Origin of the sequence: Mycobacterium sp. OTB74, assembly GCF_029892685.1 — a bacterium.
Classification (GTDB): domain Bacteria; phylum Actinomycetota; class Actinomycetes; order Mycobacteriales; family Mycobacteriaceae; genus Mycobacterium.
Genome location: NZ_JARXVD010000031.1, coordinates 22,248 through 35,007, shown reverse-complemented (window position 1 = coordinate 35,007; position 12,760 = coordinate 22,248). Strand labels below are relative to the sequence as shown.

The window sequence follows — 12,760 nt, the reverse complement described above, 5'->3', positions numbered from 1 at the left end:
GCCCGGTCCCATCCCGAACCCGGAAGCTAAGCCTACCAGCGCCGATGATACTACCCAACAGGGTGGAAAAGTAGGACACCGCCGAACACAAATTAGGATCACCCCCCACTTTTTGTGGGGGGTGATTCTGTATGTGTCAGAATTTAATTCCAGCTGATATCGCGAAATTGCGGCTATCGCGCCATGTGTAGTGGCGCCGTATCCTTTGTGTGGCGCGTTCAGCGGAGCAGGAAGGCAGACGTGGTCCAAGACACTCAGGGCGGCGGTGGCGATCGCCGGCGCAATTCGTATAGCGACCAGCGTCTACCCCGACGTTCGGGCCCGGGGCGACCACAGGGGTCGAGGAATCAGGGACCCAGGACGCCGAATCGCGCGGATTCCGCAGAGCCCCAGCGGTCGGGTCCCCGCCTGCCGGACGACGTCGAGGCCAGGCAATTGGCACCCGAAGTTCGTCGGGAACTGACCACTCTCGACAAGTCCACCGCCGACTACGTCGCTAAACACCTGGTCGTCGCAGGTGACCTTCTCGATGAAGATCCCGAAGCAGCGCTTGAGCATGCTCGTGCCGCGCGTGGCCGGGCCAGCCGGATCGCCGCAGTTCGAGAGGCGGTAGGCATTGCGGCCTATCACTGCGGCGATTGGGCACAGGCATTGTCTGAATTGCGCGCGGCCCGCCGGATGGGAAGCAAATCACCCCTTCTCGCTTTGATCGCCGATTGCGAGCGTGGCGTCGGCAGGCCAGAGCGTGCAGTTGAGTTGGCTCGTACCCCTGAAGCAGAGCAGCTGATCGGCGACGATGCTGACGAACTGAGGATCGTGGTGGCCGGCGCACGGTGTGATCTCGGGCAGCCCGAACAGGCACTCGCGCTGCTCTCCACTCCGCCCCTGGATCCGACGCGAACCGGTCAGACGGCCGCGCGACTGTTCTACGTCTATGCAGAGATCCTGCTGTCGCTGGGTCGGCGCGATGATGCAGTGCAGTGGTTCTTGCACGCGGCTGCAGGGGATCTTGAGGGCGTCACCGACGCCGAGGACCGCGTCGCCGAATTGGGTTGAGATGACCACATTGGCGCAGCAGCATGACTGCCTGCTGCTTGACCTCGACGGCACGGTATTTCGGGGACATGAGGCGACCGAAGGTGCGGTCGAGACGCTGGCCGGGATCGAATCCCGGAAGCTGTACGTGACCAACAATGCTTCGCGGACTCCCGCCGAGGTTGCAGAGCATCTCGTCGCGCTCGGGTTCTCGGCCTCCGCCGACGACGTGGTGACCAGTTCGCAGAGTGCGGCCCGGCTGCTCGCCGAGCAACTGACGTTCGGCGCGAAGGTGCTGGTGATCGGCACCGAAGCGTTGGCCGCCGAGGTGACCAACGTTGGGTTGGTGCCGGTACGTACCTTCGACGAGGGTCCGGTCGCGGTGGTGCAGGGGCATTCGACTCAGACCGGCTGGGCTGATCTTGCCGAGGCAGCGTTGGCCATCCGGGCCGGCGGATTGTGGGTCGCGGCAAATGTCGACAAGACCCTGCCTTCGGAGCGAGGCCTGCTGCCCGGCAATGGGTCGATGGTGATCGCGCTGCGGACAGCCACCGATTGCGAGCCGCAGGTTGCCGGAAAGCCCCACCCCACGCTCATGAACGATGCGCTGGCTCGGGGGCAGTTCAGTTCACCCCTGGTGGTGGGGGATCGGATGGACACCGATATCTCCGGTGCCCGCGCGGCTGGGTTGCCCAGCCTGATGGTGTTGACCGGGGTGAACTCCGCCGTCGACGTGGTTCATGCGGTTGCCCAGGAGCGCCCGGATTACCTTGCGGCCGACTTGCGGTCGCTCGACTGCCCCGCGGATGTGTTGCGCGTAGGTCCACAGCCGGCCTGGCAGGTGCGTGTCGCCGATGCTGTGGCGACGGTGTATGCGACCGGTGAAGCGGACGACGAGCCGTTGTCGGTCGTCCGCGCGACGGCGTCGGCGGTTTGGTCGGCATCGAATGGCCAGGCGGTGAAGATCGTGGCAGGTGACGACACGGCGCGTCAGGCCCTGGACCGGTGGTCACTGCTTGGCGGCACCGATCAGCTAGCGTAAATGGCGCTATGAGTACCGACCCGGATCAGATTCGCACCGACATCGAGGTGTTGCTCTCGCACATGCCCGATGTGGATGGCGACGGTGTTGACCTCAATGCCGTCGCGGCGGGGCTTGACCAGGCACACAACTTGTTGGTGCGGGCGCTGGAATCTGTCGAGAAGGGGTGAGCACACGTGACGCGACGCGCACGTGTTGACGCCGAACTCGTCCGGCGCGGACTGGCCCGGTCCCGTCAGCAGGCTGCCGAATTGATCGAAGCCGGCCGGGTGACCATCGATGGCATGCGGGCCGCCAAGGCGTCGACGGCTGTGACGATCGCGGCGAACTTGATCGTCACCGAGTCCGACGAACGCGGTTGGGTATCCCGAGGTGCTCACAAACTGATCGGCGCCCTGGACGTATTCGGGGTGTCGCCGAAGGGGCTGCGTTGCTTGGATGCCGGTGCGTCTACCGGCGGTTTCACCGAGGTACTGCTGGACCGAGGGGCACGTGAAGTGGTTGCGGCCGATGTCGGTTACGGGCAACTCGCTTGGTCGTTGCGGTCCGATGACCGGGTGGTCGTGATGGAGCGGACCAACGTGCGTGAGCTGACGGCCGAGGCGATCAGCGGGGTCGTCGATCTGGTGGTAGCCGACTTGTCGTTCATTTCGCTATTCACAGTGCTACCGGCACTCACTGCCTGTGCGTCGGGGCAAGCCGATATCGTTCCCATGGTGAAGCCGCAGTTCGAGGTGGGAAAGGATCGCGTGGGCGCTGGAGGGGTCGTCTCTGATCCGGCGTTGCGCGCCGATGCCGTGCTGACCGTGGCGAATCGGGCTGCGGAGCTCAATTGGCACACGGTGAACGTGACGGCCAGCCCGTTGCCCGGGCCATCGGGCAACGTCGAGTACTTCCTGCATCTGCGGGCGTCAAGCGAACACCCGCTTGTCGGTGACGCTCTGAATTACGCGGTGCACCGCGCTGTCGCCGAGGGGCCACAGTGACGTTGGAACGAACTGTCCTGCTTGTCATCCATACGGGCCGCGACGAGGCCACCGATACAGCTCGTCGAGTGGAAAAGGTGCTGGGCGACAACGGAATTGGTCTGCGGGTCTTGGCCGCCGAAGCCGTCGACCGCGGTGCGCTGCACTTGGCGCCCGACCACATGCGGGCCTTGGGCGTGGACATCGAGGTGGTCGATGCCGACGAGATGGCCGCTCAGGGGTGCGAGCTGGTGCTGGTGCTCGGCGGCGACGGCACTTTCCTGCGTGCGGCCGAGTTGGCTCGAAATGCCCAGATCCCTGTCCTCGGCGTCAACCTGGGGCACATCGGATTCCTCGCCGAGGCCGAGGCGGAAGCCATCGACCAGGTGTTGGAGCGGATCATCAACCGGGACTACCGCGTCGAAGAGCGGATGACGCTCGACATCGGAGTGCGTGTCGACGGGCAGATCGTCAAGCGCGGTTGGGCACTGAACGAGGCCAGCTTGGAGAAGAGCACTCGGTTCGGCGTGTTGAACGTCGTGCTGGAGGTCGACGGGCGTCCGGTGTCCGCATTCGGCTGCGACGGGGTGCTGGTCTCGGCGCCGACGGGCTCGACCGCCTACGCATTCTCCGCGGGTGGCCCGATCCTGTGGCCCGACCTTGAAGCAATCCTGGTGGTGCCCAACAACGCTCATGCGTTGTTCGCTCGCCCGATGGTGACCAGTCCGACCGCGGCGATCGCGATCGAGGTCGAAAGCAGCGGCCATGATGCGTTGGTGTTCTGTGACGGTCGCCGGCAGATGGTGGTTCCGGCGGGCGGACGGCTGGAGGTCACCCGCTGTGAGGTCTCGCTGAAGTGGGTGCGGCTGGACAGCGCTCCGTTCACCGATCGCCTTGTACGTAAGTTCCGGTTGCCGGTGAAAGGGTGGCGCGGCCAGTAATGCTGACCGAGATTCGCATCGAGGCGCTCGGCGCCATCAGTGCGGCCACGGCCGAATTCGGCCGTGGCCTCACGGTGCTGACCGGCGAGACAGGCACTGGTAAGACCATGGTCGTCACCGGGCTGCACCTGCTTGGTGGGGCGCGCGCCGACCCCAACCGGGTGCGTTCGGGATCGGCGCGCGCGGTGGTGGAAGGTCGTTTCACCACAACCGAACTCGGCGATGGGGTGTCCGAGCGGGTCGATGAGATCCTGGACGTCTCCGCAGCGGACCGCGACGACGACGGCAGCATCATCGCCGCGCGTTCGGTGAGCAAGGACGGACCGTCGCGGGCCTACCTGGGTGGTCGTAGCGTGCCGGCCAAGTCGCTGGCAACGTTCACCACCGAACTGCTTGCCCTGCACGGGCAGAACGACCAGCTTCGGCTGATGCGCCCCGAGGAGCAGCGCGGCGCGCTGGACCGCTACGTCGACGTGACCGGATTACTGGCCAAGTATCGCGCGCTACGTGAGCAGTGGCTGACCACCCGTCGCGACTTGAACGACCGCCGGCAGCGTGCCCGGGACCTCGCGATGGAAGCCGACCGGCTCCAGTTCGGCCTGAACGAAATCGACACGGTGGCTCCGGAGCCCGGTGAGGATGACGCTCTGGTCGGTGACATACGCCGGCTGTCCGAGCTCGACGCCTTGCGTGAGGCAGCTCAGCTCGCTCGCGTCGCACTGGCCGGGCAACTCGATGAGGGCGCTCAGGACGACGTCACATCGGCTTTGGACGCTGCCGCACACGCGAAGTCGGCATTGCTCGGCACCGATGACAACGCCCTGCGGGCGCTGGGGGAGCGGCTGGTCGAAGTGCTGGCGGTGATCGGCGACGTGGCCGGTGAGCTTGGTGAATACCTGGGCGAATTGCCCAGCGACGCAAGCGCACTGGAAGCCAAGCTGGCTCGGCAAGCTGAGCTGCGCAACCTCACCCGCAAGTACGCCTCCGATATCGACGGTGTGCTGAAGTGGGCCGCCGAAGCGCGCGAGCGGCTGTCCCAGCTGGACGTCTCCGAAGAGGCGCTGGCCGGACTGCAGCAACAAGTGGACGAGTTGCACGACAAGGTGGTGTCGGCGGCAGCCGAGATCACCAAAGCCCGAACCAAGGCCGCGAAATCGCTGGCCAAGGCGGTCACCGCAGAGTTGGCCGGGCTGGCGATGGGCGGCGCCGGGTTCAGTATCGATGTACTGCCGCTGGAGGCTCGTGCCGATGATTCCGCGCCGTTGACCCTGCCGGACGGCACTGCCGTGCACGCCGGACACGAAGGCGTCGACGCGGTCGAGTTCGGTTTCACCCCGCATAGCGGGTCAGACGTGTTGCCGCTGGCCAAGAGTGCATCAGGCGGCGAGTTGTCCCGCGTGATGCTCGCGCTCGAGGTGGTGCTGGCTGCGTCAGCGGAGGGCACCACCATGGTGTTCGACGAAGTCGATGCCGGTGTTGGTGGCCGGGCCGCGGTGCAGATCGGAAAGCGCCTCGCCCGCTTGGCCAGAACGCACCAGGTCATCGTCGTCACGCACTTGCCGCAGGTGGCTGCGTACGCCGATGTGCATCTGATGGTGGACAGCGGTGACGGGCGCAGCAAGGCCAGTGTGGTGCGCAACTTGGGCGATGACGACCGAGTGGCTGAGCTGGCGCGGATGTTGGCCGGCCTTGGTGAGTCGGACAGCGGGCGAGCTCACGCTCGGGAGCTGCTCGAGGCTGCCGCGCGCGATCGCGAGTCCTAGCTGGGACTTGGGCGTGCTACATATCGCTGACCGTTAGGGAGCGCGCCGAAATCACGGAGTCGGCGTAACCGAACTGTGTGACAGTTGTGACGGGATTTGACTTATGTGGCTGGTGTTACGGCGCGCCTCCACCTCAACTTGAGGGTTGGCCGACAGAATCGGCGCCATGAAGATGTCAGCGTTGCTTACGCGAAATGCCGAACCCAGGCCGGGTGTGGTCGGGACCGCCCGAGTGGACCGCGACATCGATCGACTGCTGCGCCGTGTCGGACCTGGGGACATCGTGATTCTGGATGCCCTTGATCTGGACCGCATCACCGCTGACGCGCTGGTCGAGGCCGGAGTCGCGGCAGTGATCAACGCCTCGTCGTCGATCTCGGGGCGCTACCCCAACCTCGGGCCGGAGGTGTTGGTCGCCAACGGTGTCATGCTGATCGACGAGACCGGACCGGAGGTCTTCAAGAAGGTCAAGGACGGCGCCCGGGTGCGTTTGCACAACGGCGGCATCTACAACGGCGACCGGCGGCTGGTCCTGGGCACCGAGCGCGACGATCAGCAGATCCACGAGATGATGCACGACGCCAAGAGTGGCCTTGTTGCGCACCTGGAAGCCTTCGCGGGCAACACAATTGAGTTCATTCGCAGTGAGAGCCCGCTGCTGATCGACGGGATGGGCATCCCGGACATCGACGTCGATGTGAACCGGCGCCATGTTGTGGTGGTCACCGACGATGCCAGCGCCGCCGACGATCTGAGGGCGATCAAGCCGTTCATCAAGGAGTACCAGCCGGTGCTGGTCGGCGTGGGCTCCGGCGCGGACACCCTGCGCAAGGCCGGGTACCGCCCGGCGCTGATCGTCGGCGATCCGGACGAGATGACTGCCGAGGTACTGCGCTCTGGTGCTCAGGTGGTTCTGCCGGCAGATGCTGACGGTCACGCCAAAGGCCTTGAGCGCATTCAGGATCTGGGCGTCGGTGCAATGACTTTCCCGGCCGCTGGTTCAGCCGCGGACCTGGCGCTGCTGCTGGTCGATCACCACGGCGCCGCGCTCATTGTCACCGCAGGCCACCGCGCCAATATCGAAGAGTTCTTCGACCGCAACCGGCAGTCGAGCACCCCATCGACGTTCCTGACCAGATTGAAGGTCGGGGAGAAGCTGGTCGATGCCAAAGCTGTTGCGACGCTGTACCGCAGCAGGGTGTCCGGCGGCGCTATCGCGTTGTTGGTGCTGGCCATGCTGATCGCCGTCGTCGTGGCGTTGTGGGTGTCGCGGGCTGACGCCACCATGGTGCACTGGGTGACCGAGTACTGGAATCGTTTGCTGACCTGGGCCCAAGGTCTGGTGACCTAAATCGGCGGGCACTGAGCCCGACCGGGCCGCAACCGCCATCGAAAGGGAGTTTGTGTGATTTCCCTACGCTCACACGCGATTTCATTAGCTGCAGTGTTTTTCGCGCTGGCTGTCGGCGTGATGCTGGGCTCTGGGTTGCTGTCCAATACGTTGTTGTCCGGGCTGCGCGACGACAAGCACCAGTTGCAGAACCAGATCAACACTCTCACGGACGACAAGAACGCGCTCAACCAGAAGCTCAATGCGGCAGGCGAATTCGATGCTCAGATGTCACCGCGGATGGTGCGCGATGCGCTGGCGGGCAAGGCGGTGGTGGTCTTCCGGACACCTGACGCAGTCGGCGACGATGTGGATGCGGTCTCGAAACTGATTGGCGCTGCGGGCGGTTCGGTGACCGGGACCGTCACGCTGACCCAGCAGTTCGTCGATGCCAATGCATCCGAGAAGCTGCTGTCGGTGGTGAACTCGCCGATTGTGCCGGCCGGCCGGCAATTGAGCACCAGGGCGGTTGACCAGGGTTCGCAAGCTGGTGACCTGCTGGGCATCACGCTGATGCGCGGTAAAGATGCGGCGGCTCCGCCGGTCGACGACACCCAGCGCGACACCGTGCTGGCCACCTTGCGTGACACCGGTTTCATCACCTTGAGCAGCCCGCACCTCGGCGTCGCCGACAGTGCGTTGATCGTCACCGGCGGTCCGCTCGGCGACGACGCCGGAAACCGCGGAGCCACGGTTGCACGGTTGGCCTCCGGGCTGGCGCCGCACGGCGCGGGAGCGTTGGTGGCTGGGCGTGGGGGCTCGGGGTCCGGGACAGCCGCGGTTGCGGTCGTGCGCTCTGATGCTGGGCTGTCCGGCGCGGTCGGTACCGTCGACGACATCAACACCGAGTCCGGCCGGATCACCGCGGTGCTCGCGCTGCAGTCGCTGGCTGCCGGCGGCCGGCCAGGTCAGTTCGGCATCGGGCACGGCGCAACCTCGGTGACCGTTCCGCAGTAGTTCGGAGTAACGGTGGTCTCACTGGCAGCAGATCGGCGCGTCAGCGGCAGGTTATGGCTGTCGGTGTTAAGGTGAGATTCCGTGGGTCGGCAGGCCCCGACCTGGGTTTGGCCCAGAGCTGGCATTAGCTTGCACCCGTCCTGCCCCATCACCACGGAGGTTGTTCTTGCCTGGTCAAGCGAAACCGTTACGCAGGCACCCGCAAGCCGCGACCAAGCACATCTTTGTCAGCGGTGGCGTCGCATCGTCACTGGGCAAGGGGCTGACGGCTAGCAGCCTTGGGCAGTTGCTCACCGCACGCGGGTTGCACGTCACGATGCAGAAGCTGGACCCGTACCTCAACGTCGACCCGGGCACCATGAACCCGTTCCAGCACGGCGAGGTGTTCGTCACCGAAGACGGCGCTGAGACCGACCTCGACATTGGGCACTACGAACGCTTCCTGGACCGCAACCTTTCGCGGTCGGCGAACGTCACCACCGGCCAGGTGTACTCGGAGGTCATCGCCAAGGAACGCCGCGGCGACTACCTAGGCGACACCGTTCAGGTGATCCCGCACATCACCGACGAGATCAAGACCCGCATCCTGGAGATGGCACTGCCTGACGCGGAGGGCAAGCGTCCGGACGTCGTCATCACCGAAATCGGCGGCACGGTAGGCGATATCGAATCCCAGCCGTTCCTGGAGGCAGCGCGACAGGTGCGCCACGACGTCGGCCGCGACAACGTGTTCTTCCTGCACGTGTCGTTGGTTCCATACCTGGCGCCGTCCGGTGAGCTCAAGACCAAACCCACACAGCATTCGGTGGCCGCGCTGCGCAGCATCGGTATCACTCCCGACGCGCTGATCCTGCGCTGCGACCGCGATGTGCCCGAACCGCTGAAGAACAAGATCGCACTCATGTGCGACGTGGATATCGACGGCGTGATCTCCACCCCGGACGCACCGTCCATCTATGACATTCCCAAGGTGCTGCATCGCGAGGAACTCGACGCCTTCGTGGTGCGCCGGCTCAACCTGCCGTTCCGGGACGTCGACTGGCGCGAATGGGACGACCTGCTGCGCCGGGTGCACGAGCCCAAGGAGACCGTGCGAATTGCCTTGGTAGGCAAGTACATCGACCTGTCTGATGCCTATCTGTCGGTGGCCGAGGCATTGCGCGCCGGCGGCTTCAAGCACCACGCGAAGGTCGAGATCCGGTGGGTGGCCTCCGACGACTGCCAGACCGATCAGGGCGCGGCCGCTGCGCTCGGAGATGTGCACGGCGTGCTGATCCCCGGTGGGTTCGGCATCCGTGGCATCGAGGGCAAGCTCGGCGCAATCCGGTACGCGCGCAAGCAGAAGCTGCCACTGCTGGGGCTGTGCCTGGGCCTGCAGTGCATCGTCATCGAAGCGGCCCGGTCGGTCGGGATCACCGGCGCCAACTCCGCAGAGTTCGACGAGCGGACCACGGATCCGGTGATCTCCACCATGGCCGACCAGCGTGACGCAGTGGCCGGCGACGCCGACCTGGGCGGCACCATGCGACTGGGTGCCTACCCGGCGAGGCTGGAGCCGGAATCCATTGTGGCTCAGGCGTATCAGGCCACCGAGGTGTCCGAACGGCACCGGCATCGCTATGAGGTCAACAACGCTTACCGGGACCGGATCGCCAAGAGCGGACTCAAGTTCTCCGGCACGTCACCGGACGGGCACCTGGTCGAGTTCGTCGAGTACGGCGCCGACGTGCATCCGTTCCTGGTTGGTACCCAGGCGCACCCCGAGCTGAAGAGCCGCCCGACCCGCCCACACCCGCTGTTCGCTGCGTTCGTCGGGGCCGCGCTGGACTACAAAGCCGCTGAGCGACTGCCGTTGGAAGAAGTCGAATCGTCGATCCATGCCAACGAGACGGATGCCGCCGAACAGCTGCAAGATGCCCACTGATCACGACTTCACCGCGCTGTCCAGCGAAACCGTATATGTAGGAAAGATTTTCGCGCTGCGCGCCGACGAGGTCGCCATGCCCGGCGGCTCGACGGCGCGCCGCGAGGTGGTCGAGCACTACGGTGCGGTGGGAATCGTCGCGCTCGATGACCATGACAACGTCGTGCTGGTGTACCAGTACCGGCACCCGATCGGGCGACGGCTTTGGGAACTACCCGCCGGGCTGCTCGACATGGGCGATGAGCCCCCGCATCTCACTGCAGCACGCGAGCTCGGAGAGGAAGCAGGTCTGGCGGCGTCACACTGGCAGACCTTGATCGACATCGATTCAGCGCCCGGCTTCAGCGACGAGAGCGTGCGGATTTTTCTGGCGACCGGGCTGACCGAGATCGGTCGCCCCGAAGCCCATCACGAAGAGGCCGACCTGGAGATCACCCGGGTGCCGCTCGCCGATGCGGTGCGAATGGTCTTCGACGGTGAGATCGTGAATTCGCTTGCAGTGGCTGGGATTCTGGCCGCGCATCATCGGCCTGAATTGCTGCGGCCTGTTGATGCGCCGTGGCGGGACCGGCCCTCCGCCTTCCGCGCCCGTCGGACCAGAGCCTGATGACTCCGGTGTCCGTGGTCCGTCCGAGCGTGGAAAAACAGGTCCAGAGCTACCTGGACCACCTGGCTATCGAGCGGGGCGTGGCCGCCAACACCTTGAGCTCCTACCGCCGGGATCTGCGGCGATACACCGGGCACCTGACGTCCCGCGGGGTTACTGATCTGGGAGCGGCCACCGAGGCCGATGTGAGCGAGTTCCTGGTCGCGTTGCGTCAGGGTGATCCGGACAACGGCGTCGTCGCGCTGTCTTCGGTGTCGGCGGCGCGCGCCGTGGTCGCGGTGCGTGGTCTGCACAAGTTCGCGGCCGCCGAAGGTTTCACCGACACCGATGTCGCCCGCATGGTGAAACCGCCCACGCCGGTGCGGCGGCTGCCCAAGAGCCTCAGCTACGACGAGGTGTTGGCGCTGCTGGAGGGCGCCGGCGGTGACAGCGACGCCGACAGCCCGCTGACTTTGCGCAACCGAGCGCTGCTGGAGCTGCTGTACTCGACGGGCGCCCGCATCTCCGAAGCGGTCGGGTTGGACCTCGATGACGTCGACACTCAATCCCGTTCGGTGCTGCTGCATGGCAAGGGCGGCAAGCAACGGTTGGTGCCGATCGGCCGGCCGGCGGTCAGTGCGCTAGATGCCTATCTGGTCCGGGCTCGTCCCGACCTTGGTCGCCGGGGCAAGGGCACATCGGCCATCTTCCTCAATGCGCGCGGGGGCCGGCTGTCGCGACAGAGCGCATGGCAGGTGCTTCAAGATGCGGCCGAACGAGCAGGTATCACTGCCGCGGTCTCGCCGCACACCCTGCGCCACTCCTTCGCCACGCATCTGCTGGACGGCGGGGCCGACGTGCGCGTCGTGCAGGAACTGCTGGGGCACGCGTCGGTGACAACCACGCAGATTTACACCTTGGTGACGGTCAGCGCGCTGCGCGAGGTCTGGGCTGGGGCGCATCCCCGCGCACGTTAGGTCGGCGTTTAGGCCCCGGGTGTGGCCATCGCCATCGGCCAACACGGAGCTTCGCGGGAAGGCAACCTGCTGTTTCCATCTCACGACTGCAAGATTCGGACAGCGGGTCTACCATCGTCGGGGCCTGGGCACCGTTAAACTTGCCGGGATGTTCTCTTTGGGATTGATGCCGCTGATCTGCGAGGGTCCGGTATGACCGACGTCCCAGGAGGCTTGGAGTTCCCGAACATGTTGAGTTTCGGGTCACCTGGTCTGGACGACGACGGCCATAGGGCCGCGATGCTCCGTGCCGCGGAACCCGACGCGGACGATAACTCGGAACAGACTGTCGGGCTGACCGGGCGCCCGGCGCGGGCGATTCCCGAGCCCGGTCCCAAGACCACACACGGCCCGGCCAAGGTCATTGCGATGTGCAACCAGAAGGGCGGCGTCGGCAAGACCACGTCGACCATCAACCTGGGTGCCAGCCTCGCCGAATATGGCCGCAGGGTGCTGCTGGTGGACCTGGACCCGCAGGGCGCGCTGTCGGCGGGCCTGGGCGTGCCGCACTACGAACTCGAGCACACGGTGCACAACCTGCTCATCGAGCCGCGGGTGTCCATCGATGACGTGCTGATCAACACCCGCGTCAAGGGCCTGGACCTGGTGCCCAGCAATATCGACCTGTCGGCCGCCGAGATCCAACTGGTCAATGAGGTCGGGCGCGAGCAGACGCTGGGGCGGGCGCTGTATCCGGTGCTTGACCGCTACGACTACGTGCTGATCGATTGCCAGCCGTCGCTGGGCCTGTTGACGGTCAACGGTCTGGCCTGCTCGGACGGTGTCATCATCCCCACCGAATGCGAGTTCTTCTCGCTTCGCGGTTTGGCGCTGCTCACCGATACCGTCGACAAGGTGCGCGACCGGTTGAACCCCAAGCTGAACATCAGCGGCATCCTGGTCACGCGCTACGACAATCGCACCGTCAATGCCCGAGAGGTGATGGCCCGGGTTGTGGAGCGGTTCGGTGATCTGGTGTTCGACACCGTCATCACCCGGACGGTGCGCTTCCCGGAGACCAGCGTCGCGGGCGAGCCCATCACCACCTGGGCACCGAAATCTGGTGGCGCGCAAGCATATCGGTCGTTGGCGTGCGAGGTCATTGACCGGTTCGGCGCGTGATCGCCGAGGCGCAGTCGGA

General features: G+C 65.5%; 12 protein-coding genes and 1 rRNA gene. All 13 read left to right on the top strand.

Going from position 1 to position 12,760, the window contains the following annotated elements; all coding sequences use genetic code 11:
• Nucleotides 1–87, top strand: a 5S ribosomal RNA gene (gene rrf, locus M2432_RS26760); the annotation flags it as partial.
• Between the two features lie 96 nt (nucleotides 88–183).
• Nucleotides 184–1,056, top strand: coding sequence for a tetratricopeptide repeat protein (locus M2432_RS26755; protein WP_280829876.1), 873 nt, complete (start codon nucleotides 184–186; stop codon nucleotides 1,054–1,056).
• 1 nt (nucleotide 1,057) lies between these two features.
• The gene (locus M2432_RS26750; RefSeq protein ID WP_280829875.1) at nucleotides 1,058–2,077 is read left to right on the top strand and encodes an HAD-IIA family hydrolase; all 1,020 of its coding nucleotides are present in this window, start codon (nucleotides 1,058–1,060) and stop codon (nucleotides 2,075–2,077) included.
• Nucleotides 2,078–2,085: 8 nt separating this feature from the next.
• Nucleotides 2,086–2,247, top strand: coding sequence for a hypothetical protein (locus M2432_RS26745; protein WP_280829874.1), 162 nt, complete (start codon nucleotides 2,086–2,088; stop codon nucleotides 2,245–2,247).
• A 6-nt stretch (nucleotides 2,248–2,253) separates the two neighbouring features.
• Entirely contained in the window at nucleotides 2,254–3,063 is an 810-nt protein-coding gene (locus M2432_RS26740; protein ID WP_280829873.1) for a TlyA family RNA methyltransferase, read from the top strand.
• On the top strand, nucleotides 3,060–3,983 hold the full coding sequence (locus M2432_RS26735) for an NAD kinase (protein ID WP_280829872.1): 924 nt from the start codon (nucleotides 3,060–3,062) through the stop codon (nucleotides 3,981–3,983). Before M2432_RS26740 ends, M2432_RS26735 begins: the two co-directional genes overlap by 4 nt.
• The gene (gene recN, locus M2432_RS26730) at nucleotides 3,983–5,746 is read left to right on the top strand and encodes a DNA repair protein RecN (RefSeq protein ID WP_280829879.1); all 1,764 of its coding nucleotides are present in this window, start codon (nucleotides 3,983–3,985) and stop codon (nucleotides 5,744–5,746) included. The genes M2432_RS26735 and recN overlap by 1 nt, the downstream gene beginning before the upstream one ends.
• Before the next feature lie 166 nt (nucleotides 5,747–5,912).
• The gene (gene steA / locus M2432_RS26725; RefSeq protein ID WP_280829871.1) at nucleotides 5,913–7,097 is read left to right on the top strand and encodes a putative cytokinetic ring protein SteA; all 1,185 of its coding nucleotides are present in this window, start codon (nucleotides 5,913–5,915) and stop codon (nucleotides 7,095–7,097) included.
• Between the two features lie 54 nt (nucleotides 7,098–7,151).
• The gene (locus tag M2432_RS26720; RefSeq protein ID WP_280829870.1) at nucleotides 7,152–8,093 is read left to right on the top strand and encodes a copper transporter; all 942 of its coding nucleotides are present in this window, start codon (nucleotides 7,152–7,154) and stop codon (nucleotides 8,091–8,093) included.
• 166 nt (nucleotides 8,094–8,259) lie between these two features.
• Nucleotides 8,260–10,017 carry a CTP synthase gene (locus M2432_RS26715; protein WP_280829869.1) on the top strand — a complete coding sequence of 586 codons (1,758 nt, stop codon included), beginning with the start codon at nucleotides 8,260–8,262 and terminating at the stop codon, nucleotides 10,015–10,017.
• Nucleotides 10,007–10,624, top strand: coding sequence for an NUDIX hydrolase (locus M2432_RS26710; RefSeq protein WP_280829868.1), 618 nt, complete (start codon nucleotides 10,007–10,009; stop codon nucleotides 10,622–10,624). Before M2432_RS26715 ends, M2432_RS26710 begins: the two co-directional genes overlap by 11 nt.
• A complete protein-coding gene (xerD, locus tag M2432_RS26705) occupies nucleotides 10,624–11,580 on the top strand; it encodes a site-specific tyrosine recombinase XerD (RefSeq protein WP_280829867.1) in 957 nt (318 codons plus the stop codon). The genes M2432_RS26710 and xerD overlap by 1 nt, the downstream gene beginning before the upstream one ends.
• A 279-nt stretch (nucleotides 11,581–11,859) precedes the next feature.
• On the top strand, nucleotides 11,860–12,741 hold the full coding sequence (locus M2432_RS26700; protein WP_280829878.1) for a ParA family protein: 882 nt from the start codon (nucleotides 11,860–11,862) through the stop codon (nucleotides 12,739–12,741).
• Nucleotides 12,742–12,760: the final 19 nt, after the last annotated feature.

Coding starts and splice junctions, on each gene's coding strand:
- M2432_RS26755 (WP_280829876.1), top strand. CDS start 184: ATGTGTAGTGGCGCCGTATCCTTTGTGTGGCGCGTTCAGCGGAGCAGG.
- M2432_RS26750 (WP_280829875.1), top strand. CDS start 1,058: ATGACCACATTGGCGCAGCAGCATGACTGCCTGCTGCTTGACCTCGAC.
- M2432_RS26745 (WP_280829874.1), top strand. CDS start 2,086: ATGAGTACCGACCCGGATCAGATTCGCACCGACATCGAGGTGTTGCTC.
- recN (WP_280829879.1), top strand. CDS start 3,983: ATGCTGACCGAGATTCGCATCGAGGCGCTCGGCGCCATCAGTGCGGCC.
- steA (WP_280829871.1), top strand. CDS start 5,913: ATGAAGATGTCAGCGTTGCTTACGCGAAATGCCGAACCCAGGCCGGGT.
- M2432_RS26710 (WP_280829868.1), top strand. CDS start 10,007: ATGCCCACTGATCACGACTTCACCGCGCTGTCCAGCGAAACCGTATAT.
- xerD (WP_280829867.1), top strand. CDS start 10,624: ATGACTCCGGTGTCCGTGGTCCGTCCGAGCGTGGAAAAACAGGTCCAG.
- M2432_RS26700 (WP_280829878.1), top strand. CDS start 11,860: ATGCTCCGTGCCGCGGAACCCGACGCGGACGATAACTCGGAACAGACT.